A 24,304-nucleotide genomic window follows, 5' to 3' on the forward strand; every position below is an offset into this window, starting at 1 on the left:
AAGGTGCTCGGCATGTTCAACTTCCTTCGCCCCTCGGGTGGCGCCCAGGTCCAGCGCATCAATGCCAAAGACGCGGTCGCGCAGGTCGCCGCGGGTGAGCTGACCCTGATCGACGTGCGCGACGGGATGGAGCTGCGCTCGAGCGGCAAAGCCGCGGGTGCGCTGCATGTGCCGCTGATGTCGCTCAAAATGAAATGCGACCCGTCGAGCCCCGAATGCCTCAAGCAGCTGGCGCTGGACAAGCCGGTTGCGCTGTATTGCGCCTCGGGTGGCCGCAGCCAGGGCGCCGCACAGATGTTGGCGCAGATGGGCTACCAGAAGGTCTATAACCTCGGCGGGCTTTATGACTGGCACGCCGCGGGCGGCGCCATCGAGCGCGCCTGATCGCAACGCAGACCGGGGGCGAAACCCCCGCCGAAAACGGGGGGCTCGATGCCCCCCTTTTTCGTGCCCCCCGAACGAAAAAGGCCCGCAATCGCGGGCCCTTTCCAATTCTGTCGCCTGAAATCAGAAGTGCAGCGCGCGGCCATAGGCCGACAGCACCGATTCATGCATCATCTCGCTCAGCGTCGGGTGCGGGAAGACGGTTTCCATCAGCTCGGCCTCGGTGGTTTCCAGCGTCCGGCCAACCACATAGCCCTGGATCATCTCGGTCACCTCGGCGCCAACCATATGGGCGCCCAGCAACTCGCCCGTCTTCGAGTCGAAGATGGTCTTCACCAGGCCTTCCGGCTCGCCAAGCGCGATGGCCTTGCCGTTACCGATGAAGGGGAAGCGACCGACCTTGACGGTGTAACCCGCGGCCTTGGCCTTCTCTTCGGTCAGACCGACCGAGGCCACCTGCGGGTGGCAATAGGTGCAGCCGGGGATCGAGTTCGGCTTGATCGGATGCGGATGACCGCCCGCGACCAGCTCGGCCACCATGACGCCCTCGTGGCTGGCCTTATGCGCCAGCCAAGGCGCACCGGCAATGTCGCCGATCGCGTACAGACCCGCGACGGCGGTGCGGCAGAACTCGTCAGTCACGACATGCGTGCGGTCAATCTTGACGCCAAGCGCCTCAAGACCAAGGTTCTCGACGTTGCCGACGATCCCGACCGCCGAGATGACGGTGTCGAATTCCTCGGTGGTGGTCTTGCCGTCTTTCTCAAGATGCGCGGTGACCTTGCCAGCGGCCCGGTCGAGCTTCTTCACCGTGGTCTTTTCACGGATCTTCATGCCCTGCTTTTCGAACTGCTTCTTGGCCAGCGCCGAGATTTCCGCATCCTCGACCGGCAGCACGCGATCCATCACTTCAACCACGGTCGTGTCCGCACCAAGCGTGTTGAAGAACGAGGCAAACTCGATCCCGATCGCGCCCGAGCCGATCACCAGCAGCTTCTTCGGCATCCGCTTGGGCATCAGCGCGTGCTTATAGGTCCAGACCAGATCGCCGTCGGCCTCAAGACCCGGCAGCTCGCGCGCCCGTGCGCCGGTCGCCAGAACGATGGCTTTCGAGGTCAGCTCTTCCACGCCCTTGTCGGTCGTGACCGAAACGGTGCCCGCCTTCGGAAGCGTCGCCGCGCCCATGAAGACGGTGATCTTGTTCTTCTTCATCAGGTGACCGATGCCGCCCGAAAGCTGCTTGGCAACCCCGCGCGAGCGTTGCACCACCGCGTCGAGGTCATAGCCGATCTTGTCGGCGGAGAGGCCGAATTCCTTCGCGCGGTGCATCAGGTGGAACACCTCGGCCGAGCGCAGCAGCGCCTTCGTCGGGATACAGCCCCAATTCAGACAGATCCCGCCGAGATGTTCACGCTCGACGATGGCAACATTCAACCCCAGCTGCGCGCCCCGGATGGCGGCGACGTAGCCGCCCGGGCCCGCGCCGATCACGATCATATCGAAGCTCTTGGCAGCCATGTTTTCTCCTCCGCTTGAAAAACTAGTTTGGTATTAAACTATTTTTCCGAAAACATCAACAAAAGGTTTAATGGCGCGGCGTTTCCCCTGAAACCCATTGCTTTTCCATGCGTTACGGTCATACGGTCGGCGTCGTATCCTCCTGAGCCGATTCCAAAGCTGCCTCTACGGCAAGCGCAGTCGCCGCCGGAGAAAGCACCGCATAGGCCCCCGTTTCGGCCGCGCTCAGCGCCGGGCGCCGCGTCATGCGCCACAGCGCATAACCCGCGATCCCGGACATCAGCAACGCAAGGAACAGGAAGAAACCGCCATTACCCACGGTTTCCATCAGCCAGCCGGTGATCGGCGGGCCGGACATGGCCCCTACCCCGTTCACGAACAAAAGCCCGCCCGAGGCTGCAGCCATGTCCGAGTTATCCAGGTAGTCGTTGGTATAGGCCAGCAGCAGCGAATAAAGTGGGTTTGCCACCCCGCCGATCACCGCGCCCAGACCCGCCAGCACCCAGAAACCGGGATCAAAGGCGAATGCGATGAACATGGCCACAGCCCCGGCTGCCGCAACGCCGACAATCAGCTTGCGCCGATCCATGCGATCCGACGCCCAGCCGATCGGGTATTGTGCGACAAGCCCGCCGAAATAGATCACCGAAACAAAGAGCGAGATTTGCGAGACGCTCAGCCCCGCGCGCGTCCCCCAGACCGACACCATCCCGAACATCGCCGAGAAGGTCCCGCCCATCAGGAACATGCCGACCACGCCCAGAGGCGAGGCAATGAAGAGCTTGCGGATGCTCAGCCGGCGCACCTCGGCGAAGGTCGGCGCGGGTGCGACCGACAGCAGGATCGGGGTAAACGCGAGCGACACGAGCACGGATGGAATGATGAACAGCACGAAACCCGCCGGGTCGGCAGCGTTCATCAGCAACTGCCCCACAATGATGCCGATCATCTGCACGATCATATAGGCCGAAAGCGCCTGCCCCCGCGTCTCATTGGTCGAGCCCGCGTTCAGCCAGCTCTCCGCGGTGATATAGACACCCGAGAAGCTGAAGCCGATCAGCACGCGCATCACCGACCAGGCGATCCAGTGGGGGAAGGCCGCATAGAGGATCAACACCGCCGAAATCATGCTGCCAAGCGCCGCGAAGACCCGGACATGCCCCACCCGGCGGATCATCACCGGCGTCATCTGCGAGCCGAACAGAAACCCGGCGAAATAGGAGGCCATGACGACCGACATCTGATAGGTGCCGATCCCTTCGATCCCGCCCCGGATACCGAGCAGCGTGCCCTGCATCCCGTTGCCGACCATCAGCAACATGACCCCAAGCAGAAGGGGCCAGGATTGGCGCAGAACGGTCAGCATCGGAGAACTCCTTCTTAGGCGGAGCGCCGCAGATAGGTCGGCGCATAGGGAACGTCAGCGAAAAATGCGACGTCAGGGTATCAAAAGCGACGCATCCCCGTAGGAAAAGAAACGATAACCGTTTTTGACCGCATGTTCATAGATCCGGCGCACGCGGTCTTGTCCCATCAGCGCCGAGACCAGCATGAGCAGCGTCGATTTCGGCAGGTGGAAGTTGGTCATCAGCGCGTCGGTGATGCGGAATCGATAGCCGGGGTAGATGAAGATATCGGTGGTGCGGCAGAAGGGCTCGACCCGCCCGTCGGCAACGGCGGCGCTCTCGATCAGCCGCAGGGCGGTGGTGCCCACGGGAATGACGCGCCCTCCGGCGGCCTTGGTCGCGTTGATCTCGGCGGCGGCCTGCGCCGTCACCTCGCCCCATTCGGCGTGCATCCGGTGGGTGGTCACGTCCTCGACCTTCACCGGCAGGAAGGTGCCCGCGCCGACATGCAGCGTCACCTCGGTAAAATCGACCCCCTTCGCCGCCAGCGCCTCAAGCAACTCGCGCGTGAAGTGGAGCGAAGCCGTGGGCGCGGCAACCGCCCCCGAGTGGCGCGCAAAGACGGTCTGGTAATCGGTCTTGTCTTCCTCATCGGGCGCACGCAGCGCGGCGATATAGGGCGGCAGCGGCATCGCCCCGGCCTCGGCCAGCGCGGCGTCGAAATCGGCTCCAGTCAGGTTGAAGGCAATCCGCATCTGCCCCGCCTCGATCGCCGTGACCGTGGCCGAGAGGGCCTCGGAAAACCCCACCTGCTCGCCTTCCTTGAGCTTGCGCAGCGGCTTGGCCAGCGCGATCCATTCGCCCCCCGGCGCGGGCTCAAGCAGGGTCACCTCGATCTTGGCCACCGCCTCGCCCTGCGGGGTCAAGCGCGCGCGTGTGCCGTTCAGCCGCGCCGGGATCACCTTGGTGTTGTTCAGCACAAGCCGGTCGCCCGCCTGGAACTGATCCACCAGGTCCGCCACATGCAGATCGCGGATCGTATCGCCTTCGGCCACCAGCAACTTGGCCGCCGTGCGCGGTCGGGCTGGGCGCGTTGCGATCAGCCCATCGGGCAGATCGAAGTCGAAATCGTCGAGTTTCATCGTGCTTCCAGTTGCGGCGGTTCGCGGCGGAAGATCTCGCGGAACATGCCGGGGGTAAAGATCGACAGCGGGTTGATCGTCACGCGCGGCGAGGCCACCTGCCCGCTGAGGCTGTAGGTGAAGCCAAACAGCCCCTCGCGCCGCCCCGAGAAGATCCCGCCGATCGCATTGACCATATAGAAGGGCGAAATGACGCCTTGCATGTCGATCTGTCCGCTGCCGGGGTAATAATTGCCGGTCATGGTGACGCCCATCGAGGCGCCGACGGCCTCGCCCCTTGTGAGGCTCAACCCCTCGGGCGTCAAGCGGAAGGCGGCATCGACCTCGGTAAAGAGGATGCCATCGCCGTTCAATTGCTCGAGAAGTCCGATGATCGAGGCAGCGGACAGCATCGAGGCCAGCACCGGCGCATCCTGCACCCGCAGGTTGGCAACATGCGCGCGCCCCTCGTAGCTATGCGCGCCGACGGGCGAAAGCGTCATGTCAAGCGCCCCGCCCCGCGCCTTGCTGAAGATCCCGGCCGAGGCGATGGCCGCGCCCGCATCCGCGGCGGTAATCCGCGCTGCGGTGCGCCCGTTATCCGCGGGGCCTACGACCCCTACGACCGGCGCCCCGCCATTGACGTTCCCGGTGAACGTGCCCTTAAGCCCGCCCTGCGTCGAGAACGTGCCGCGAAGCCCGGTCAGTGCGATCCCCTCCGAGATCGTCAGCCGGTCGAGCGCGGCGGTGATCTTTGTTCCCCCCGCTCCGCCCGAACCGCCACCCAGTGCCATGCGGCGCATATCAAGCGCGCCCGACAGGATCTGCACATCCGGCGCCTGCCCCGCATCGCGCCCGATCAGCGCCGCGCCCCCATCGAACCAGTCCGCGATCACCAGCTTGTCGAACTCGGCCCGGTCCAGTCCGCCTTCGGCCTTGACCGAGACCTTGCCCTCCGCGCTTAGCCCCGGCGCACTCAGCGCCAGCGCCTCGACGACCGGCGGCTTGCCCAGAAGCCCCGCAACCTTGAGATTGCCCTTGGTCGCCGCTGGCTTGGACCAGCCGATCTGAGGGATGCGCAGATCAAGGCCCTTGAGGTCGCTCTCAATGCGGTAGCGTGCGGGCGCACCCGCCGTCAGGTCGAGCGCAAGCGATCCCCACCCCTCCCCCGCAACGGTTCCCGAGGGAAGCCCGACGCGGAAGGTCTCGAGCCCCGCTGGCGTAATCTCGACATAGCCTCGAACCGCCGAGATGCCCTTGTGCTCGGGCCCGAATTGCTGCGACCAGCGTGCCTCGAACCGCGCGCCAGACAAATTGCCCCGCCCGGAAATCGCGATGCCAGACCGATCCGCGCTTAGCCGCAAGAGCGGCGAGGACAGGACTTGCCCCGGCACGACCTTGTCGGAACGCACGGCGGTGAGCCGCGCCGAGACGTCGAAATCCACCTCGTTCGGCGCGACCTTGCGCTTCATCACGAAGCGCAGATCGGTCTGCGCCTCGGCCCAACCCTCGGCGATATCCGGCGTGCGCCCGGCCTTTTTCAGAAACTCGAAGGGCGGCTGGTCAAGTAGCGACAGCGCGGCGGGAATGGGCGAGCGGGTGATCAGCCTCACCTCGGCAGGCGCGGGCTTGATGCGCACATCGGGCACGACCATGACCGAATCCGCGACCTCGATCTGGCCACCTGCTGGGGCGATCACATGCCCCTCCTCGACCATAAGCGCATGGCTGAATTCATGGATCGTGGCAAAGCCGCGCCCTTCCTGTACCGGCGGCAGCGAGCGCAGGATGCGCACCTGCGCGCCGCGAAATTCATAACTCAGCGCCAGACGCGGTGCGGCCTCGGGCGCCAGCCGCACCGCCGCACGGACGTTTTGCAGCTCTCCCGTAGCCACGTTATCCGCCAGCCATTTGCGCGTCGGCGGCACCAGCGCCCGCGGCCAGAGCGCCAGCAGGTCTTCCTGCGCGATGCGATCGACCCCGGCATCCAGCGCCAGACGCCAGCCCTCCGCATCAGCCGAGGCCTCTCCGCGCGCGCTGATCCGCCGCTCCCCCTCGATCAGTTGCAATTGCCCCAGTTCGACCTTGAAGGGCGAAAGGCTGATGCGCAGATCCGCCGCGCCCTGAGAAAACCGCGCGGGCTTGTCGAAGATCCCCTCGGGGTCAAGCCGCAGATCCGAGATTGCCACTTGCGCCAGCAGCGCCGAGGGCAACCCGTTGCGGAAGTCGCGCAAAAGCGCCTGTCCGCTGCCCTTCAGACGCAGCGCGCGACTTTGGAAACTCATATCCGAGACGCGCACCTGCTGCGTCTCGCTATCGTAGCTCAGGTAAAGCTTGCCGCCCGCGAAGGGCAACGGGATGGCCCCTTCGGCCGGGCTGATCGCCCCGGCGCCAACCTCAAGCGAGCCCTCCATCAGCTTTAGCTGACCCTGCGCATCCAGCCCCGAGCGCAGCGACCCCGAGATCGGCGCATCCAGCAGCCCGAGCACCGCCAGCGCAGGCGATTGCACCGCCAGATCGCGCGCCGGAACCGAGGTCACCACGGCGCCAAAGCTGGCCTCCTTGCTTTTCTTCTGCGTCGTCGCGCTCAGCGCAAGCTGCGCGGGCAACTCATCGCGCTGGCCGGCATCAAGGCTGAGCGTCACGGCGATCTGCTCGCGGTTCTGGGTTAGCCGGAAGCGCCCCTCCGACACCTGCCAGACCCGCCCGAGGCGCTCGTCGTTCAGGCGAATGCGGACATCCTCGGCCAGGATCTGCTCGACCTTGCTCAGCGCCGATGTCTCGAATGCGGCCTCGAACAGATCGGTGGCCTCGGAGAGCGTGTCGATCTGCAAGCCGCTCAGCGCCCCCGCGCCGCCCAGATCAAGGTCGATCCGCCCATCCGCCATGCGCCGCAGCGCAAGCGTGGCGCCGCGAACCCGGAAGCCACGCAGCTCGACCTTGCCGCGCAGCAGCGGTTGCGACCACAGCGTCGCCCGCGTCTCTGAGAACACCGCCAGCGGCATCCCCGAGGGCCGCGTGATCTCGACCATGTGGAAGCGCAGGCGCGGCACGACGCCTTCATCGACGATCAGATCGGCGCCGCCCGCCAGCGAGACCCGCATCCGCCCTTCAAGGGCGCTGTTGGCGCGCGTCTCGACACGCTCGACCGCCCAAGCGGGCAGAGTGACGGGCACATGGGTCACCGCCATGAAGGCAAATATCGCGGCCAGTGCAATCAGCGGCAAACTTAGCAGCAACCAGATGCCAAAACGCGCAGGCGGCCTCCCGACAGGGCCCGCAAGGCCTGCCGTCGGCGCATTCGGCGGAACCGGGGCATCTGCCCGATCCTGTCCTGCGTGCTCGTCTCTCATCCTACCTCACGGGGCTTCACCTACCCCTTTTCGTCCGGCTTTACGGTTTACAATTCGTGTCGCCGACCTAGACCTTAGCACCACGCCCGCAACAGAAGGAGAGGCAAATGCGAGCCATCGGCGAAACCGCGCCTGACTTTACCCTGCCGCGCACCGACAATGGGTCGGGTGAAAGCGCCCTGACGCTTTCGGCGCTGCGTCCGCAACCCGTGGTGCTTTACTTCTACCCCAAGGACGACACGCCGGGCTGCACGACCGAGGCGCTCGATTTCACCCGCCTCGCAGGAGAGTTCGAAGCGGCAGGCGCGGTGGTGATTGGCATCTCCAAGGACACGCAAGCCAAGCACGAGAAGTTCTGCGCCAAACATGGCCTGGGCGTCATCCTTGTGTCGGACGAGGCCTCGGACACCTGCGAGAGCTACGGCACCTGGGTCGAGAAAAGCATGTATGGCCGCACCTACATGGGGATCGAGCGCGCAACCTTCCTGATCGACGGCGCAGGCAAGATCGCGCGGGTCTGGCCCAAGGTGAAGGTCAAGGGCCACGCCGAAGAGGTGCTTGAGGCGGTGCGCGCGCTGAGCTGAAAGCCGGGCGTCATCGGCAGGAATCTGCCCATGGCGCCCAATAATTCGCCACCCTTGGTCGCAGCCTAGGCAAAACCGGTTGCACCAAGGGTTTGCCACTTGTTAAGCCCTGTCAAGTTCCGGCGGCCCGGTTGTCCGGCCTGCCGATATGGGTGCCTTGCGCCCGCTGCCCACGAACGAGACAGGATCACAGGTTTGCCCAGACGCCTCCTCGACCGCGCGAACTCGAGCCTAGAACGCTGGCTGCCCGAGCAACGCCTGTTCATGAAGTCCGACAGCTCCACCCGGTTCGTCCGGTTGCGGCCGCTGACCCAGACCGCCGCCTTGGGCGCCATCGGCTTGCTGTTCGTGTGGTCGGTGCTGGCCACCTCGCTTTTGTTCATCGACCGCATCTCGTCGGGATCGGCGCGCGAGCAGGCGGCGATCTCGCAGGCGGCGTTCGAGATGCGCCTCGACAGCCTTGCGCGTGAACGCGACGCCCGCGCCCGCGAGGCCTCCGCCGCGCAGCAACGCTTTCAGACCGCGCTTGAGCAGGTCTCGCAGATGCAGACCGCGCTGTTGTCATCGGAAGAGCGGCGGCGCGAGTTGGAGACCGGGATCAACGTCATCCAGTCCACCCTGCGCCGCACCATGAACGAGCGCGACACCGCGCGTCTCGAACTTGCCGATGCCCGCAGCACGGACACGCAGAAAGGCCAGACGCCCGAGGCGCGCGTGCAGGACATGGACCAGACCATGGACATGCTGACCGCAGTGCTTGGGCGCACCGCCAAGCAACGCGATGCCGCCACCCGCGACGCCGAGGCCGCGCGTCTTGAAGCCGAAGACATCGCCCTTGAGAAGCGCCTTATGGAAGAGCGCAACGACGAGATCTTCACCACCCTCGAGGGCGCCGTGCAGATTTCGATGGAGCCGCTGAACAAGATGTTCAAGGCGGCAGGCATGAACCCCGACTCGATCCTGTCGCAGGTTCGGCGCGGCTATTCCGGCACCGGCGGCCCGCTGCTGCCGATCGCCTATTCGTCGAAAGGCGCCGTCGATCTGAGTGCCGACACCGAGCGCGCGAACGGCATCCTTGCCCGTCTCGACGAGATGAACATGTACCGCATCGCGGTGGATCGCCTGCCCTTCGCGCTACCGGTCAAGCAGGGCTCGTTCCGTTTCACCTCGCCCTACGGCCACCGTTGGGGCCGCCTGCACGCCGGCGTCGATCTGGCCGGCCGCGTGGGCACCGACATCTACGCCCCGGCTGACGGCACCGTCACCGAAGCCGGGTGGGAGAACGGCTACGGCAACGTCGTGAAGATCCGGCATGAGTTCGGCATCTCGACCGTCTACGGCCATCTGTCCAAAATCCGCGTGAAGGCCGGGCAAAAAGTCTCGCGCGGGGAGCTTATCGGTGATATGGGCAATACCGGTCGGTCCACGGGACCGCATCTGCACTATGAAATCCGGGTGGACGGTTCACCCACCAACCCGATGACATTCATCAAGGCTGCCAAAGATGTTTTCTAAGAGCAAAATCCACGAGCCCGGCCCCAAGGCCGCTTCGGAAACCGAAAAGCCCAAGGCTGCCGACGCTACGCCGACGGCCCGCCCGCTTGGGGACTTTGCCCCCGCCGCTCGCAACAAACCCGCCGTCTCGGTGCTGTCGTCCGACCTGACCGTCGTCGGCAACATCAAGACCACCGGCGATATCCAGGTTGAAGGCGTCGTCGAGGGCGACATCCGCGCACATCTGCTGACCGTGGGCGAGAGCGCCACCATCAAGGGCGAGATCGTCGCCGATGACGTCGTGGTCAATGGCCGCGTCGTGGGCCGCGTGCGCGGCCTCAAGGTGCGCCTGACCTCGACCGCGCGCGTCGAAGGCGACATCATCCACAAGACCATCGCCATCGAATCCGGCGCCCATTTCGAGGGCTCGGTGCAGCGTCAGGACGACCCGCTTCAGGGCACCGGCGCGCCCAAGCTGGCCCCGCCGAGCACCTCCGAGGCCTGATCGGCCCCGCGACTGAATTGGAAAGGGCAGCCCCTGCGGCTGCCCTTTTTCATTTCAGACCGTCAAGTGGCGGTACATATGCCAACTGGCGTGTCCCAGCACCGGCAGCACGATGAACAGCCCCAAGAACAGCGGCAGCATCCCGACGAACAAGAGCCCCGCGATCGCACCTGCCCAGATCAGCATCGAGGCCGGGTTCGCCGCCACCGCCTGCACCGACACGATGATTGCAGAGATGAAATCGACCTCGCGCTCCAGCAGCAGCGGCAGGCCGACGACGGTGAAGGCAAACAGCACCAGCGCGAAGGCGCCGCCGACCACTGTTCCAAACAACAGCATCGCGGGACCGTTTCCACTCAGCAACACCCCGAGCGGATCGGTTGACACATTGGTCATCGCCTGAAGCCCCAGGAACATCGCGAAGGTCATATGCGCGATGAACATCCAGAACATGAACAGCAGCAGGATCACCACGGCCATCGAGGGCAGTTGCCGGTCTTTCTGCGCGAAGATGACGCCCAACACGGCTGGCCAGATCAGAGGCTCTCCGGCCTCAATCCGGCGGCTGACCTCGTAAAGGCCGATGGCCGCAAAGGGCGCGAGCAACGGAAAGCCCAGGAAGAACGGCACCAGCCACCATTCCCGGCCATTCATCGAAAACACCAGCCAGAGCACGATCCCTCCCAAGACGTACACGGCGGAAAAGAAAATCCCGAAGGCCGGCGCGCGCAGAAAATCACGCAGCCCCGCCCGCAGGACATCCGGGATAAGGGCCACCGGCATGTCCCGAATTTCGGGCAAGGCCGATGGTCCGCCATCCTCGATATGCGTCATATTGTCCTCCCTGCTTTTTGCTTACGCTAAGGGCAGTGGTAGCGCTCTCGCAAACAAAAAGATCGTCGCGGCCCCTGCGCGGGCGTTGAACACGGGAACGTTTGTTTTACACCGCATGGCTTAGTCTATGTTCGCGAGGCGATCCGGGCGTCACGGATCGTCACCTCATCGGGATCTCACGCGTCTTCATCATGGCCGACAGCAGCTATACCGGGCCCATCTATCTGACGGGCGACATGATTGCCCAACTATCAAGCCAGCCGACCAATCCTCCAGGTGTCAATCCCGGTCAGACGGGGTTCGGCATCGTGTTGAAAGGCGTGGATGCGCTTGGCTCCGAGAGCGACCTTTATCGTCTTGTCTGGTGGCAGAACCCCAACACAACCGCGACCAATTTCACCAATGGGCAAACGTGGAAACTGCAAAGCTATAACCCGGCCACAGATACCGACAGCGATCCCTACAATGGTGATGCGGGCTGGACGACAATTCCGGTCTACAGCAGCCTGACACCCAAGAACGATCTGGTCAGCGGTCTTGGCGCTGGTGACGATTACGTGGTGTTCCAGACGGGCAGTCACTACCTGCTCTACGGTCTGAACGGCGGGTTGCCGCAGACGCCGACAACGCTGACCTATTACGCGACCGACGAGAACGGCGATCTGACGGTCGGCGACAACGACGGTCAGCTGGACTTCGGCGACGCCTATGCCGCTGGCCCCAACGTGATCTGCTTTGCCGCAGGTACACGGATCGACACGGTCTTCGGCGAATTGCCCATTGAAGTGCTGCGGCCGGGAATGCTGGTGCGCACGCTCGATCATGACTTCCAGCCGATCCGCTGGATTGGTCGCAGCGAAGTTCCGCCAAACAGGCTTCAGGTGGCGCCGAACCTGCGCCCCATCCGCATCCGGGCGGGTGCGATAGGGCGCGGCAAGCCTGCTGCGGATCTGATGGTTTCGCCGCAACATCGCATCCTCGTGCGCTCGCGGATCGCCGAGCGGATCTGCGGCTCTCCCGAGGTTCTGCTGGGCGCCAAGCACCTGACCGCCCTACCCGGCATCGAACAGATCGCCCCGGAAGACGGCGTGATCTATTTTCACCTGCTCTTCGACCGGCACGAGTTCATCTTTGCCAACGGGCGTGAGGCCGAGTCGCTGCTGACCGGTCCGCAGGCGTGGCGCACGCTCAGCCCCAGGGCGCGGCAAGAGATCCTGACCCTGTTTCCCGAACTGCGTGGCACCGAGACAGGGCTGCCCGCCCGGACGCTCGCGCCCGGTCGCAAGGCCGTCAGCATCGCACGCCGCCACTTGTTGAATCGAAAACCCTTAGCAACGTAGCACGGGCGGTCAGCCAAGACGCGCCAGGCATTCCTGCGCAAGTTCCGTCACTGGCCGCGCCCCTGAAAGTTCGAGCACCGGCACGGCCTGCCCCGCCAGCCAGTTGCGGTGGCGTTGTAGGCTGCGCCCGCCGAAATAAGGATCGTCATAGGATGCCGCCCAGGTCAGGAACGAGCCATGGTTGCGGTGCATATCGCCGCCCTCGCGCACCCGGTTGCCAAACTTTGCCACCTCACGCCTGCGAATACGCATCAGGCGCACCGGCGTTGGCGTGACCAAAAAGACGATCAGATCGGCCGCGGCAATGAACCCGTCGCCCCAGCTGTCGGCCGAGCCGGACAAGACCCAACCCCCATCCGGCCCCGCGGCCTGCGCCAGAAGCGACAGGCGCTCGGGCACCGGGCGCTTGAGCGTGAAGGGCGGGTCAGAGGGCGCCCAGTAGAAATCATCGGTATCAAGATGCGGCACGCCCAGGCTTTCCGCCAGCGCGTGCCCTAAAGACGAAGTCCCCGATCCTGCGGCGCCGGTGATATAGACCCGCGCCGCCATGGATCAATCCTCGCCCTGCGCGTCAGCGCGGGACTTGCCCGCAACATCCATGGCCAGCGTAGCCGCCATAAAGCCGTCGAGGTCGCCATCCAGAACGCCCTGCGTGTCCGAGGTCTCGTAGCCCGTGCGCAGGTCTTTCACCATCTGGTAGGGCTGCAGCACGTAGGAACGGATCTGGTTGCCCCAACCCGCCTCGCCCTTGGCTTCGTGCGCGGCGTTGATTGCGGCGTTACGCTTGTCGAGTTCGAGCTGGTAGAGGCGCGAGCGCAGCGCGTTCATCGCGATCTCGCGGTTCTGGTGCTGGGACTTCATCGACGAGGTGACGACAATGTTGGTCGGCAGGTGGGTAATCCGCACCGCCGAGTCGGTCGTGTTCACGTGCTGACCGCCAGCGCCCGAGGAGCGGTAGGTGTCGATGCGGATATCGCTTGCCGGAATGTCGATCTCGATATTGTCGTCCACTACCGGATAGACCCAGACCGAGCAGAACGAGGTATGCCGCCGCGCCGCCGAGTCGTAAGGCGAAATCCGCACCAGGCGATGCACACCCGATTCCGACTTGAGCCAGCCATAGGCATTCGGCCCCGAGATTTTGTAGGAGGCCGACTTGATCCCCGCTTCTTCGCCCGCGCTTTCGGCCTGAAGCTCGACCTTGTAGCCCTTCTTCTCGGCCCAACGCGTATACATCCGCGCCAGAATCGAGGCCCAGTCGCAGCTTTCCGTGCCGCCCGCGCCTGCGTTGATCTCAAGGAACGTATCGTTGCCGTCGGCCTCGCCATCCAGCAGGGCCTCCAGCTCTTTCGCGGCGGCGAATTCGCGCAATTCCTTGAGCGATTTTTCGGCCTCCGAGACGATCTCGGGGTCTTCCTCCATCTCACCCAGTTCGATCAGCTCGACATTGTCGGTCAGATCGCGGTCGATGCGCTGGTAGGTCTCGACCTTATCCATCAGCATCTGACGATCGCGCATCAGCTTTTGCGCGCGCGCCGGGTCCGACCACAGGTCGCCATCCTCGATCATAGCGTTGAATTCTTCCAAGCGGTGCGGAGCGGTTTCCCAATCCATCCGCTGGCCCAGAAGTTTCAGCGACTTCTTGATCGCTTCCACGGTGTTCTGCGTTTCGGCGCGCATATCGCGTTCGTCCTCTTTATCGTCTTGCCGGGGTGATACAGCCAAGGCCAAGCGCGGGCAAGGCTTGCCCGTGCCACATGGCAATCACCCGATGTCAGTAAAGCCCGCCCGAGCTGAGCGTGCCGAAATCGGCCTTCTTCGGGATCACCGCGCGCTCGCCGGTCGAGGTGATAACCTCGGTGCCCTCGCCATCGGTCTCGCCCGCAGCAAACAGCGGCAGGTTCGCGCCCATGGCAAAGCCGCCGTCCACGATCAGGCCAAGGCCGAACATGCCGTCCTGGCCCTCGCGCAGGTATTCGGCCTGCACGAAATCGCCCGTGATATCATCGGCAAGGCGCTCGCCCGTATAGCGGTCGAACTTGGCCCAGTAGCCGCCCGGCGGAACCTTGAACCGGCTGCCGCCGTATTCCTTGATCGCTTCGGTCATGAAAGCGTTGAACACCGGAACGCAGAGCGTGCCGCCATAAGCGCCGCGCCCCAGCGTGCGGGGCTGGTCGTAACCCATGTAGCAGCTTGCCACGATGTTCGAGGTGAAACCGGTGAACCACACGTCTTTCGCGTCGTTCGTGGTGCCGGTCTTGCCCGCCACCGGCACCGGCAGGTTGACGCCCGAGCCGGAGCCGCGCTGCACCACGCCCTCCATCATCGAGATCATCTGATAGGCGGTGACCGGGTTGATGACCTGCTCGCGCTCGGCGCGGATGCGCGGGCCAAGCCCCTCGGCCAGGATCTCCTTGCCGCAATCCTCGCACTCGCGCTGATCGTGGCGATAGACCGTGCGGCCCCAGCGGTCCTGCACCCGGTCCACAAGCGTCGGCTCCACCCGCTGCCCGCCATTGGCGAACATCGCATAGGCGCTGACGATCTGGTACATCGTGGTTTCCTGCGAGCCGAGCGCGTTTGCCAGGAACGGGCTCATCGGATTGTAAACGCCGAACTTCTCGGCATATTCCGCGACCGTCTCCATCCCGATTTCCTGCGCGATACGCACGGTCATCAGGTTTCGCGACTGCTCAAGCCCGGTGCGCATCGGCGTCGGACCATAGAACTTGTTCGAGGCGTTCTTGGGGCGCCACAGGCCCTGCGGGGTGTTCACCTCAATCGGCGCGTCCACAACGATGGTGGCCGGGGTAAACCCCTTGTCCAGCGCCGCCGCATAGACGAAGGGCTTGAAGTTCGAACCCGGCTGCCGCATCGCCTGCGTCGCGCGGTTGAAGACCGAGGCCTGGTAGCTGAAGCCCCCCTGCATCGCGATCACGCGCCCGGTGTTGATGTCCATCGCCATGAAGGCGCCCTCGACCTCGGGCACCTGACGCAGGGTCCAGCGCACGAAGGAGCCATCCTCGTCCTTGGTGACGGCGCGCACCAGTACCACATCGCCCACATCGACAAGGTCCGAGGCGCGCTTGGCCTTGGGGCCGAGCTTGCCATCGGAATTCAGCTTCTTGGCCCAGGTGACATCCTCGGCCGGGATCCAGTGGCCGTCTTCGTCCTCTTCGATACCCTCGATGCCGATGCGGGCCGAATCCTCGCCCAGTTTCAGCACAACGGCGGGATACCAGCCCTCGATATCGCGGGGCGCCTTGTCGGTCGGCACGGCGGCAAGGGCGGCTCGCCAGCTTGCCTCGTCGCCCAGTTGGTCGGCGGCAATGGTCGTGCCGGTGCCGCGCCAGACGCCCTGACTGCGGTCATATTTCTCCAGCGCCTGCTGGAGCGCCTTGGCGGCGGCGCTCTGCATATCGGGGTTCACCGTGGCGCGGATCGTCAGACCGCCGCCGAAAAATTCCTCCTGCCCGAAGGACTTCGACAGCTGGCGACGAATCTCGTCGGTGAAATAGTCGCGCGGCGGCAGGGCCTGACGGAAGGGCGGGAAGTCGCCGTTCTGGACCGAGCGCACGGGCTGCTGGCGCTCGCTCTCATAGGTCGCCTCATCGATATAGCCGTTCTGCCACATCTCGCGCAGCACGTAGTTGCGACGGCCTTCCAGCTTTTCCTTGTTGCGCACGGGGTGGAAGTTCGAGGGCGCGGCAGGCATCGCGGCCAGCGTCGCCGCCTCATGCGGGGTCAGCTCGGACAGCGTCTTGTTGAAATAGGTCTGGGCCGCAGCGGCAACACCATAAGAGTTCTGGCCCAGGAAAATCTCGTTCATGTAGAGTTCGAGAATGCGGTCCTTCGACAGCGCCTCCTCGACGCGCGAGGCTAGGATCAATTCCTTGATCTTGCGCTCGACCGAGCGGTCCGAGCTGAGCAGGAAGTTCTTCATCACCTGCTGCGTGATGGTCGATGCACCGCGCAGATCGCGCCCGCCCGATTTCACGGCCTGCACCGCGGCGGCAACCATGCCGCGCGCGTCATAGCCGCGGTGGACCCAGAAGTTCTTGTCCTCGGCCGAGACGAAGGCGTTCTTGACCAGATCGGGGATCTCGTTGATCGGCACGAAAATCCGGCGCTCTTCGGCGAATTCGTCGATCAGACGCCCCTCGCCGTTATAGATGCGCGAGATCGTCTTGGGGGTGTATTGGGCAAGCTGCTCGTGGCTGGGCAGGTTGCGCGAATACATCCAGAAGATTGCACCCAAGGTCAGCGCGGCGAAAAACACCGCGGTCACGATCCACGAGAACAGACCCCCGATCGACGACAGGACAAAACGGATCACAAGCACCCCCATGGGGCCGACTGCCCCCGTTCGGCCGCCCGTATATCGCGCGTGCGCGCGTGGGTCAAAACAACTTGGCGTCAGACCGGCGGCGATGCGCTTGCGGCACCGCTGAACGCTGAAATTCTGCTGCGCGGTTAATCACTTGCGCAGCAGGCGGGCCTCGGCGGCATCGGCCTGCGCCCAGCTTTCAACCCCCTTGACGACGGCGCGCGCCATGCGCTTGCGCCACTCGGCATCCAGCAGGCGGTCACGGTCGGCCTCGGAGGACAGGAACCCCAGTTCGAGCAGCAGCGAGGGGATATCGGGCGATTTCAGCACCGAGAAATCGGCGCCCTGCACCGGGTGGCGGTGCATCTTCAGCCCCTCGGCCTTGATCGCGCCCGCCAGCACCTGCGCAAGGCGCAGGCTGCGCGGATGTGTCTCGACCCGCGCCAGGTCCATCAGCACCCCGGCAACAGCATCGTCATGGCCTGACAGATCGACGCCGGCCAACAGGTCGGCGCGGTCATGACGCTCAGCCAGTTTCTGCGAGGCCGCGTCCTGCGCCGCATCATCGAGCAGATAGACCGTGGCGCCGGTCGCCTCCCCTTCCTCCAAAGCATCGGCATGGAGCGACAGCAGCAAATCCGCCCCCGCCGCGCGGGCAACGGTGATCCGGGTTTCGAGCGGGACAAAGACGTCCTCCTCGCGGGTCATCAGCACTTCCATGCCCGCCCGCGTCATCGCCTCTTTCAGATCGCGCGCGAAGGTCAGCACCAAGACCGCCTCGTTCTGCGCATCGGCCTCGGCGCCCGGGTCGATACCGCCATGACCGGGATCGAGCACGACGCGCAAGGGCCGCGCCCCGTCCTGACGGCGATGCGGCGCATCAGTCACGGCGGGTTGCGGCAGATCCCACAGAACCGAGGACGGCGCGCCCACGCGCGCGGTGAAATCATCGGGCGAGACGGGTTCAAGTTGCACGCGCACCAGCGCCGCATCAGGCGCGGTTTCCTCGACCGCCTCAAGCAGGCGCATCGGTCCCGGAAGCTCTGCCACAAGGCGCGACCAGCCGGGTCGGAAACGACCCCACCGCAGACCTTGCAGCACCCCGCCCTCGTTCAGTTCCGCCGGGTTCTGGCCGGTGAAATCCACCTCGCGGAAATCGACGACCAGGCGCGGCGGGCCATCCAGTAGATAGGCGCGGAAGGGCACCGGCTGGCTGATGCCCAGAACGATCTCGGTCTTGCCGTCGGTCTCGCGCACATGGCTGCGCGCGGGCTCAACCCGTGCGAGCGCCGAGAAATCCTGCGCCTGAACCAGCCCGATGCCCGCCAGCCACGCCAGCGCGATACCCAAGAGAATGCGTTTCATGCCGCCCTGCCCGTTTTCGCGCAGTATAGCGCGCCCCAAACGCCTGCGGAACCGCTCAACCGCGCGCCGCCATGAAACGAGTCAGACGATCGAGCCCCTCGGCGATATCGGCGGTGGCGCGGGCATAGGAAAAGCGCAGGGTCTGCGCGCCGCGACGCGGGTCAAAATCGAGCCCCGGCGTCACGGCCACGCCCGCCTTTTCAAGGATTTCGGCGGCGAAGGCCACGCTGTCCTGCGTCAGATCCGACACATCGGCGTAGATGTAGAAGGCCCCGTCGGGCGGCGCGATCTTGGTGAACCCGGCCTTCGGCAGGCCCTCCAGCATCAGGCGACGGTTCTCAGCGTAAACGGCGCGGTTCGCCTCCAGCTCGTCGATGCAGTCCAGCGCGGCGAGCGCGGCGATCTGGCTGGCATGGGGCGGGCAGATGAACAGGTTCTGCGCCAGCCGCTCGACCGTGCGGATGTGATCCTCGGGCACGACCATCCAGCCCACGCGCCAGCCGGTCATCGAGAAATACTTCGAGAAGGAGTTGATCACATAGGACTGGTCTGAGACCTCAAGCGCGCTGACCGCCCGATCGCCATAATGCAGACCGTGGTAGATCTCGTCCGAGATGAAGGCGATGTCGCGCGCTTGCGCCTCGGCCATCAGGGCGGCCAGTTGCGGCTTGCCCAGCATCGTTCCCGAGGGGTTGCCGGGCGAGGCCACGATCAGCCCCTGCACATCGGCCGGGATTTCGGAGGGCACAGGCTGGTAGCGGTTCTCGGGACGGCTTTGAATACCGACCGGCGTGACCGACATGGCGCGCAGGATCTGGCGGTAGCTCGGGTAGCCGGGCTCCCCCAAAGCCACGCGGTCGCCCGCGTCGAAAAGCGCCGAGAAGGCCAACACGAAGGCCCCCGACGACCCCGCAGTTACCACCACCCGCGCCGGGTCCAGATCGACGCCATACCAGCGCGCGTAAAGCAGTGCGATCCCCTCGCGCAGCGCGGGCAGACCCAGTGAAACCGTGTAACCAAGCGAGTCGCGCTCCAACGCCTCTACCAACGCGGCACGGGCCTGCGCGGGGGCGGGCGTCGAGGGCTGCCCCACCTCCATATGGATGATTTGGCGCCCGGAGGCCTCTGCGGCGCGCGCGGCCTCCACCACATCCATCACAATAAAGGGATCGACCTGACCACGGCTTGAGAAACGCACCTTCTGCCTCCATCCTGCGGTTTGAATATGCGCGATAGGCCGCCTTGGCGGTAGGGTCAATGGCGGCGGTCACAGAGTCGCACCACGAACACCCCTCTTGCGCTTGAAGACAGGACTGGCCAGTTTGGCCCGAACCGGCCGCAGAGGCCCAGAACAGGATGAACTGATGACGCGCAAGCTTTTCGCCGCCCTAGCCCTCTCGACGGCACTTTCCGCCCCCGCGATGGCCTTCGATATCACCGAGATGTCGGATGCCGAAAAGGCGGCTTTTGGCGAGGCCGTTAAGGCCTATCTGATGGAAAACCCCGAGGTCCTGGTCGAAGCGATCGGCGTTCTCGAAGAGCGTCAGCAGGCGGTCGAAGTGCAAAACGACAAGGTTCTGGTGCAAACAAACGCCAAGGAACTGTTCGACGACGGCTATTCCTGGATCGGCGGGAACCCCGAGGGCGACCTGACGATCGTCGAGTTCATGGATTACCGCTGCAGCTACTGCCGCAAGGCCTATACCGAGGTCGAGGAACTTCTGGCCAAGGACGGCAAGATCCGCTTCATCGTCAAGGAATTCCCGATCCTGGGCCAGGAATCCGACCTCTCGGCGCGCTTCGCGGTGGCCGTGAAGCAGCTTGCGGGCGACGAGACTTACAAGAAGGTCCATGACGAACTGATCGCCTTCCGAGGCTCGGTCACGCTCGAAAGCCTCGCGCGGCTGGCGGATGAACATGGCGTGGACAAGGATGACGTGCTCAAGCGCATGAACGAGGAAGAAGTGACCGCGGTGCTGCGTGCCAACCACCAGCTGGCCGAACGCATGAAGATCTCGGGCACCCCGGCCTTCGTCATCGGCGGCGAGATGCTACGCGGCTATGCGCCCCTCAAGACGATGCAGCAGATTGTGGCCGACCAGCGCGGCTGATCGCCCTGCCCAGAACACGAAAGGCCGGCATCGCGCCGGCCTTTTTCTTTTCGCGGATTACTCGGCCGCGTCGGGCGTATCGCCTTCGGCCTCGATCTCGGCCACACGGGCCTCGACCAGCCCCACGATATGATCGACCATCTCGGCGTTCGAGAGCTTGTGGCTCTGCTTGCCCGCCAGATAGACCATGCCCGAGCCCGCACCGCCGCCGGTAAAGCCGATATCCGTCATCAGCGCCTCGCCGGGGCCGTTCACGACGCAACCGATGATCGACAGGCTCATCGGGGTCTTGATGTGCTCTAGGCGCTTTTCCAGCGTCTCGACCGTCTTGATCACGTCAAAACCTTGACGCGCGCAGGACGGGCACGAGATGATCTGCACCCCGCGCGTGCGCAGCCCAAGCGATTTGAGGATCTCGTAGCCGACCTTGACCTCTTCGACCGGATCGGCCGAGAGGCTGACGCGGATCGTGTCGCCGATCCCCATCCACAGCAGGTTGCCAAGACCGATGGCGGATTTCACCGTGCCCGCCATCAGACCGCCCGCCTCGGTAATCCCGAGGTGAATCGGCGCATCGGTCGCCTCGGCCAGCGCCTGATAGGCTGCGGCAGCAAGGAAGACGTCGGACGCCTTGCAGGAAATCTTGAACTCGTGAAAGTCGTTGTCTTGCAGGATCTTGATGTGATCGAGGCCGCTTTCGACCATCGCGTCGGGGCACGGCTCGCCGTATTTGTCGAGCAGGTGCTTTTCAAGGCTGCCCGCGTTCACGCCGATGCGGATCGAGCAGCCGTGGTCCTTGGCAGCCCGGATCACTTCTTTTACGCGGCTCGCATCGCCGATGTTGCCGGGATTGATGCGCAGACAGGCGGCGCCCGCCTCGGCCGCCTCGATGGCGCGCTTATAGTGGAAATGGATGTCGGCCACGATCGGCACCGGGCTTTCGCGCACGATCTCGCGCAGGGCACGGGTGCTGGCCTCATCCGGGGTCGAGACGCGCACGATGTCGGCGCCCACATCGGCCGAACGGATCACCTGGTCCAGCGTCGCCTTGACGTCCGCGGTGTCGGTGTTCGTCATCGTCTGCACCGTGATCGGCGCATCCCCCCCCACGGGCACATTGCCAACCATGATCTGGCGCGACTTGCGGCGGTAGATATTGCGCCAAGGACGAATGTGATTGAGCGACATGGCCGGGTCTCCGATTGCTGCCCCAGACATAGGTCAGCCGCTGCCCGAGGGCAACGGCTGCACAATCCTGTTCAGGGAATTCACTGGCCTGCGGGCTGAACAGCCGCCACGCCGCTGGCATCGGCCACGGCGATCATCCGCGCAAGGTCGCCATCCGCGTCGATCTTGGCGGTGGCGTATTTCTCACTCACCGCCTCGGGGGCCAGCACGATGTTCTTGGTCACTTCTCCGCGCTTGCCGACCGGGCCATGGGCCACGCCGTTCACCGCGAAGTAGATCGCACCAGACTCACCCGTGCGCAGGACAGGCGCCTCTTCGAGCTTGGGCGGGGCATAGCGTTCGCCCGCGTCCATCACCTTCTCGAACAGCACACTGCCGTCCGCGGCGCTCACGCGCACCCACGCAGGGCGCACGGCAAGAATTTCAAGCGCAGGAGCCTCGGCGGCGACGGTGCGCACCAGCGGATCGGCGCTCTCGACTGCGGCCTCGGCCAGAGCGTTCTCGATGGCGGGCTGCGCGCCCGGCAGCCCGGCCAGAACGCCGGTCTGCGACGGGTCGATCGCGGCAATCGGGCCATCGCGGGCGATCAGGACCGGGGTATCCAGCGCGGCGGGGCGATAGATGCGGTCAAGCGCCTCGGGCACAGGAAGCTCGGGCAGGCTGTCGTCAGCATCGGCCGTGCGCATGGGCTGCACGCCTTGCAGCGGATCAAGCTCGGCCACGACGCCGGGCGCCTGATCGACCGGCGCCAGCTGCACGCGCTGCACCTCTTGCAAGACGGACCAGCCGCCATAACCGATCCCGCCCGCCAGCAGCGCCAGCACAAAGACCGAACCGATTGCACGCGGCTCGATCTGCGTCCAGAAGGCCTGGGTGCGCGGCACGAAGGTTGCATTGGGATTGGCCAGCGCCTCGGCGACCTCGGTCGGGCGACGCTGCGGCTTGGGCCCGGAGGCCGCCGCAGCCATACCGTGGGTCGGCTGGTAGCCTGCCTCGCGGCAGAATTTCTCAAACGCCCAATCCGGATCAAGCCCGAGATAACGGGCGTAAGAACGGACGTAACCTGCGATGAACGAGGGCGTCTCGAAGGCGGCGACATCGCAGCTTTCGATGGCCGCTATATAGGCCGCCTTGATGCGCAACTCGCGCTGCACATCCAATAGCGACTTCGCCAGAGTTGCGCGTTCCCCGCGCATGAGATCACCAAGACGAAGCTCGAAGTCGTCAAAGCCTTTCGGCTTGTCCTCGGCCTGCGTCGAAGGTTTGCTCCTCCGCCCGATCATGTGGCTGCCCCTGCCTCAAAACACTAAAGCTTGTCGATTCGGGTTATGTGATGCCTAACCCTTAGTCCGTGTTTATCACAAGCAGGAGAGCTGTGCATCCGCGAAGCGACTTACGCCGACGCTTCGGCACGATTCAGCGCACAGCGCGACCACAGCGCGTCCATGGCGCGCACAAGATGGTCAATCTGCTTCAGATCGTGCACCGGCGAGGGCGTGAAGCGCAGCCGCTCGGTCCCGCGCGGGACGGTCGGGAAGTTGATCGGCTGCACATAGACGCCAAATTCCGCCAGCAACATGTCCGACAGCGCCTTGGTGTGCACCGGATTGCCGATCACCACCGGAACGATATGCGAGCCGTGGTCGATGATCGGCATGCCAAGCGCCTTGAGGCGCATCTTGAGAACCTTGGCGTGCAGCTGCTGCGCATCGCGCAGTTTCTGGCCATCGGCGGTCTTCAAGAAGGCGATCGAGGCGGCCGCGCCCGCGGCAATCGCCGGCGGCAGCGAGGTGGTGAAGATGAAGCCCGGCGCATAGGAGCGGATCGCGTCCACCATCTTGGCCGAGGCCGCGATATAGCCGCCGAACACGCCGAAAGCCTTGCCGAGCGTGCCGTTGAAAATGTCGATGCGGTGCATCTCGCCGATCTTCTCGGCGATACCGGCGCCGCGCGGGCCATACATGCCGACCGCGTGGACCTCATCGAGATAGGTCAGCGCGCCGAATTCCTCGGCCAGGTCGCAGATCTCGGAAATCGGGCCGAAGTCGCCGTCCATCGAATAGACCGACTCGAAGGCGATAAGCTTGGGAACCGAGGGATCCTCGGCGGCAAGCAACTCGCGCAGGTGAGCAACGTCATTGTGGCGGAAGATCCGCTTGGCGCCGCCGTTGCGCTTGATCCCCTCGATCATCGAGGCGTGGTTCAACTCGTCCGAGAAAATCACTAGCCCCGGGAACAGCTTGGGGAGCGTGCTCAGCGTCGCGTCGTTCGCGATATAGGCCGAGCTGAAGACCAGCGCCGCCTCCTTGGCGTGCAGATCGGCCAGTTCGGCCTCAAGCCGCTTGTGATAGGCGGTGGTGCCGGAAATGTTTCGCGTCCCGCCAGAGCCCGCGCCAACCGCGTCAAGCGCCTCATGCATGGCCGCCAGCACGACCGGGTTCTGGCCCATGCCCAGATAGTCGTTGCCGCACCAAACGGTGATGTCCTGCTTGTCGCCGTCAGGGCGATTCCAGACCGCTTTCGGGAAGGCGCCCTTCTCACGCTCGATGTCGATGAAGGTCCGATAGCGCCCCTCGTCGTGAAGACGTTGGATCGCTGCGTCGAGAGCGTGATTGTAGTCCATTTCCGTTTCCCTCGCCTAAGTTCGCTGGGGAGAGCCATAAAGGCCCCATTCGCGCCGGGCATTGATAAAGGTCAAATGCGTCAAATGGGAGCGTAAAAATGTCGCGCCAATAAATCAATTCATACTTTGGAATGTATTGCGCATTTCTGACATGCCCCGCGACCGGCTGGACAGTGCGAGCCGGGCTGCTAGGTTTCGCGCAGAAAAGGAG

At 64.6% G+C, this 24,304-nt stretch carries 19 protein-coding genes; 6 read left to right on the forward strand and 13 right to left on the reverse strand.

Annotated elements, in window-relative coordinates; all coding sequences use genetic code 11:
• Positions 1–12: 12 nt before the first annotated feature.
• The gene (locus tag LZA78_RS05465; RefSeq protein WP_233675926.1) at positions 13–384 is read left to right on the forward strand and encodes a rhodanese-like domain-containing protein; all 372 of its coding nucleotides are present in this window, start codon (positions 13–15) and stop codon (positions 382–384) included.
• Between the two features lie 123 nt (positions 385–507).
• On the opposite strand, the gene lpdA is transcribed toward LZA78_RS05465, so the two are convergent.
• The 4 genes from lpdA to LZA78_RS05485 form a co-directional block, all read right to left on the reverse strand.
• Entirely contained in the window at positions 508–1,902 is a 1,395-nt protein-coding gene (gene lpdA / locus LZA78_RS05470; RefSeq protein ID WP_233675927.1) for a dihydrolipoyl dehydrogenase, read from the reverse strand.
• A gap of 118 nt (positions 1,903–2,020) precedes the next feature.
• The gene (locus tag LZA78_RS05475) at positions 2,021–3,268 is read right to left on the reverse strand and encodes an MFS transporter (RefSeq protein WP_233675928.1); all 1,248 of its coding nucleotides are present in this window, start codon (positions 3,266–3,268) and stop codon (positions 2,021–2,023) included.
• 72 nt (positions 3,269–3,340) lie between these two features.
• The gene (gene queA, locus LZA78_RS05480) at positions 3,341–4,390 is read right to left on the reverse strand and encodes a tRNA preQ1(34) S-adenosylmethionine ribosyltransferase-isomerase QueA (RefSeq protein WP_233675929.1); all 1,050 of its coding nucleotides are present in this window, start codon (positions 4,388–4,390) and stop codon (positions 3,341–3,343) included.
• Positions 4,387–7,596 carry an AsmA family protein gene (locus LZA78_RS05485; RefSeq protein ID WP_233675930.1) on the reverse strand — a complete coding sequence of 1,070 codons (3,210 nt, stop codon included), beginning with the start codon at positions 7,594–7,596 and terminating at the stop codon, positions 4,387–4,389. The genes queA and LZA78_RS05485 overlap by 4 nt, the downstream gene beginning before the upstream one ends.
• Positions 7,597–7,829: 233 nt before the next feature.
• Here LZA78_RS05485 and LZA78_RS05490 point away from each other — a divergent pair, with 233 nt between their 5' ends.
• The 3 genes from LZA78_RS05490 to LZA78_RS05500 all read left to right on the forward strand — a co-directional run bounded on the left by LZA78_RS05490 (position 7,830) and on the right by LZA78_RS05500 (position 10,305).
• Positions 7,830–8,306, forward strand: coding sequence for a peroxiredoxin (locus LZA78_RS05490; protein ID WP_233675931.1), 477 nt, complete (start codon positions 7,830–7,832; stop codon positions 8,304–8,306).
• A gap of 195 nt (positions 8,307–8,501) precedes the next feature.
• Complete coding sequence (locus LZA78_RS05495) at positions 8,502–9,821, forward strand: DUF5930 domain-containing protein (protein ID WP_233675932.1); 1,320 nt, start codon at positions 8,502–8,504, stop codon at positions 9,819–9,821.
• Positions 9,811–10,305, forward strand: coding sequence for a bactofilin family protein (locus tag LZA78_RS05500; protein ID WP_233675933.1), 495 nt, complete (start codon positions 9,811–9,813; stop codon positions 10,303–10,305). The genes LZA78_RS05495 and LZA78_RS05500 overlap by 11 nt, the downstream gene beginning before the upstream one ends.
• 54 nt (positions 10,306–10,359) lie before the next feature.
• Here LZA78_RS05500 and LZA78_RS05505 read toward each other — a convergent pair whose 3' ends face one another.
• Positions 10,360–11,139, reverse strand: coding sequence for a DUF2189 domain-containing protein (locus LZA78_RS05505; protein ID WP_233675934.1), 780 nt, complete (start codon positions 11,137–11,139; stop codon positions 10,360–10,362).
• A 191-nt stretch (positions 11,140–11,330) separates the two neighbouring features.
• Between LZA78_RS05505 and LZA78_RS05510 the strand changes: the two genes are divergently transcribed.
• Complete coding sequence (locus tag LZA78_RS05510; RefSeq protein WP_233675935.1) at positions 11,331–12,479, forward strand: Hint domain-containing protein; 1,149 nt, start codon at positions 11,331–11,333, stop codon at positions 12,477–12,479.
• 9 nt (positions 12,480–12,488) lie between these two features.
• On the opposite strand, the gene LZA78_RS05515 is transcribed toward LZA78_RS05510, so the two are convergent.
• The 5 genes from LZA78_RS05515 to LZA78_RS05535 form a co-directional block, all read right to left on the reverse strand.
• The gene (locus LZA78_RS05515; protein WP_233675936.1) at positions 12,489–13,028 is read right to left on the reverse strand and encodes an ATP-binding protein; all 540 of its coding nucleotides are present in this window, start codon (positions 13,026–13,028) and stop codon (positions 12,489–12,491) included.
• Positions 13,029–13,031: 3 nt separating this feature from the next.
• On the reverse strand, positions 13,032–14,159 hold the full coding sequence (prfB, locus tag LZA78_RS05520) for a peptide chain release factor 2 (protein WP_233676113.1): 1,128 nt from the start codon (positions 14,157–14,159) through the stop codon (positions 13,032–13,034).
• A gap of 94 nt (positions 14,160–14,253) precedes the next feature.
• Complete coding sequence (locus LZA78_RS05525; protein WP_233675937.1) at positions 14,254–16,815, reverse strand: penicillin-binding protein 1A; 2,562 nt, start codon at positions 16,813–16,815, stop codon at positions 14,254–14,256.
• Positions 16,816–16,956: 141 nt separating this feature from the next.
• Positions 16,957–18,171 (reverse strand): N-acetylmuramoyl-L-alanine amidase, encoded by a 1,215-nt coding sequence (locus tag LZA78_RS05530; protein ID WP_233675938.1) that lies wholly within the window; start codon positions 18,169–18,171, stop codon positions 16,957–16,959.
• A 55-nt stretch (positions 18,172–18,226) separates the two neighbouring features.
• The gene (locus tag LZA78_RS05535) at positions 18,227–19,369 is read right to left on the reverse strand and encodes a pyridoxal phosphate-dependent aminotransferase (RefSeq protein WP_233675939.1); all 1,143 of its coding nucleotides are present in this window, start codon (positions 19,367–19,369) and stop codon (positions 18,227–18,229) included.
• Between the two features lie 166 nt (positions 19,370–19,535).
• Here LZA78_RS05535 and LZA78_RS05540 point away from each other — a divergent pair, with 166 nt between their 5' ends.
• Positions 19,536–20,282, forward strand: coding sequence for a DsbA family protein (locus LZA78_RS05540; protein ID WP_233675940.1), 747 nt, complete (start codon positions 19,536–19,538; stop codon positions 20,280–20,282).
• Between the two features lie 57 nt (positions 20,283–20,339).
• On the opposite strand, the gene ispG is transcribed toward LZA78_RS05540, so the two are convergent.
• The 3 genes from ispG to hemA all read right to left on the reverse strand — a co-directional run bounded on the left by ispG (position 20,340) and on the right by hemA (position 24,093).
• The gene (gene ispG / locus LZA78_RS05545) at positions 20,340–21,470 is read right to left on the reverse strand and encodes a flavodoxin-dependent (E)-4-hydroxy-3-methylbut-2-enyl-diphosphate synthase (RefSeq protein ID WP_233675941.1); all 1,131 of its coding nucleotides are present in this window, start codon (positions 21,468–21,470) and stop codon (positions 20,340–20,342) included.
• 80 nt (positions 21,471–21,550) lie between these two features.
• Entirely contained in the window at positions 21,551–22,753 is a 1,203-nt protein-coding gene (locus tag LZA78_RS05550) for a helix-turn-helix domain-containing protein (protein WP_233675942.1), read from the reverse strand.
• A 110-nt stretch (positions 22,754–22,863) separates the two neighbouring features.
• Positions 22,864–24,093 carry a 5-aminolevulinate synthase gene (hemA, locus tag LZA78_RS05555; protein ID WP_233675943.1) on the reverse strand — a complete coding sequence of 410 codons (1,230 nt, stop codon included), beginning with the start codon at positions 24,091–24,093 and terminating at the stop codon, positions 22,864–22,866.
• Positions 24,094–24,304 lie beyond the last annotated feature (211 nt).

The organism is Rhodobacter flavimaris (genome assembly GCF_021378075.1).
In the GTDB taxonomy this organism is placed as follows: Bacteria; Pseudomonadota; Alphaproteobacteria; order Rhodobacterales; family Rhodobacteraceae; genus Rhodobacter; species Rhodobacter flavimaris.

Excerpts from the sequence above, each read along its gene's own strand:
- LZA78_RS05465 (WP_233675926.1), top strand. The coding sequence starts at position 13 with ATGTTCAACTTCCTTCGCCCCTCGGGTGGCGCCCAGGTCCAGCGCATC.
- lpdA (WP_233675927.1), bottom strand. The coding sequence starts at position 1,902 with ATGGCTGCCAAGAGCTTCGATATGATCGTGATCGGCGCGGGCCCGGGC.
- LZA78_RS05475 (WP_233675928.1), bottom strand. The coding sequence starts at position 3,268 with ATGCTGACCGTTCTGCGCCAATCCTGGCCCCTTCTGCTTGGGGTCATG.
- queA (WP_233675929.1), bottom strand. The coding sequence starts at position 4,390 with ATGAAACTCGACGATTTCGACTTCGATCTGCCCGATGGGCTGATCGCA.
- LZA78_RS05490 (WP_233675931.1), top strand. The coding sequence starts at position 7,830 with ATGCGAGCCATCGGCGAAACCGCGCCTGACTTTACCCTGCCGCGCACC.
- LZA78_RS05500 (WP_233675933.1), top strand. The coding sequence starts at position 9,811 with ATGTTTTCTAAGAGCAAAATCCACGAGCCCGGCCCCAAGGCCGCTTCG.
- LZA78_RS05505 (WP_233675934.1), bottom strand. The coding sequence starts at position 11,139 with ATGACGCATATCGAGGATGGCGGACCATCGGCCTTGCCCGAAATTCGG.
- LZA78_RS05510 (WP_233675935.1), top strand. The coding sequence starts at position 11,331 with ATGGCCGACAGCAGCTATACCGGGCCCATCTATCTGACGGGCGACATG.
- LZA78_RS05515 (WP_233675936.1), bottom strand. The coding sequence starts at position 13,028 with ATGGCGGCGCGGGTCTATATCACCGGCGCCGCAGGATCGGGGACTTCG.
- prfB (WP_233676113.1), bottom strand. The coding sequence starts at position 14,159 with ATGCGCGCCGAAACGCAGAACACCGTGGAAGCGATCAAGAAGTCGCTG.
- LZA78_RS05530 (WP_233675938.1), bottom strand. The coding sequence starts at position 18,171 with ATGAAACGCATTCTCTTGGGTATCGCGCTGGCGTGGCTGGCGGGCATC.
- LZA78_RS05540 (WP_233675940.1), top strand. The coding sequence starts at position 19,536 with ATGACGCGCAAGCTTTTCGCCGCCCTAGCCCTCTCGACGGCACTTTCC.
- ispG (WP_233675941.1), bottom strand. The coding sequence starts at position 21,470 with ATGTCGCTCAATCACATTCGTCCTTGGCGCAATATCTACCGCCGCAAG.
- LZA78_RS05550 (WP_233675942.1), bottom strand. The coding sequence starts at position 22,753 with ATGATCGGGCGGAGGAGCAAACCTTCGACGCAGGCCGAGGACAAGCCG.
- hemA (WP_233675943.1), bottom strand. The coding sequence starts at position 24,093 with ATGGACTACAATCACGCTCTCGACGCAGCGATCCAACGTCTTCACGAC.